This window comes from Lactobacillus sp. C449L, from assembly GCF_059900815.1.
The window spans coordinates 1-485 of sequence record NZ_JBWXGA010000121.1; the positions used below are offsets into that span (position 1 = coordinate 1).

2 protein-coding genes are annotated in these 485 nt (G+C 69.1%); both read left to right on the plus strand.

Going from position 1 to position 485, the window contains the following annotated elements:
- Positions 1-189, plus strand: a 189-nt coding sequence (locus AC2JF9_RS08605) for an ROK family protein (RefSeq protein WP_500726936.1), incomplete at its 5' end; no start/stop codon positions are given.
- On the plus strand, positions 174-485 hold a 312-nt coding region (locus tag AC2JF9_RS08610; protein WP_500726938.1), incomplete at its 3' end, for an EamA family transporter. The genes AC2JF9_RS08605 and AC2JF9_RS08610, both read left to right, overlap by 16 nt.

Below are 485 nucleotides of genomic sequence, written 5' to 3' on the forward strand. Positions count from 1 at the left end.
GTGGTCAACGTGCTCGATCCCGACGCCATCGTGCTCGGGGGCGGCATGTCGAACATCGACGAGCTCTATGCGGACCTGCCCTCCCGCATCGAGCCGCATGTTTTCTCCGACAGCTTCACGACGCCTGTCCTGAGGCACCGGCACGGCGACTCCTCCGGCGTGCGCGGCGCGGCATGGCTGTGGAAGTAGCCGCCCCCGGGACGACCGCCGCCCAGGCGAGGACGGCCGCGCTCGTCCCCGTGCTGGGGCTGCTCTGGGGCCTGAACTGGGTCGCGGTGCGGATCTGTCTCACCGAAATCCCGCCCTGGACCCTGCGCGTCACCGGCTTCGCGATCGGGACGGCGGCGTTGTTCGTCTTCATCCGCCTCAAGCGCGAGCGGCTCTCCGTGCCGCAGGCGCATTGGTGGCGGCTCGCTCTCGTCGGCTTCCTGTCCATCACCTCATACAACCTGTTCAGCGCGTTCGCGCAGCTCTCGGCGACCACG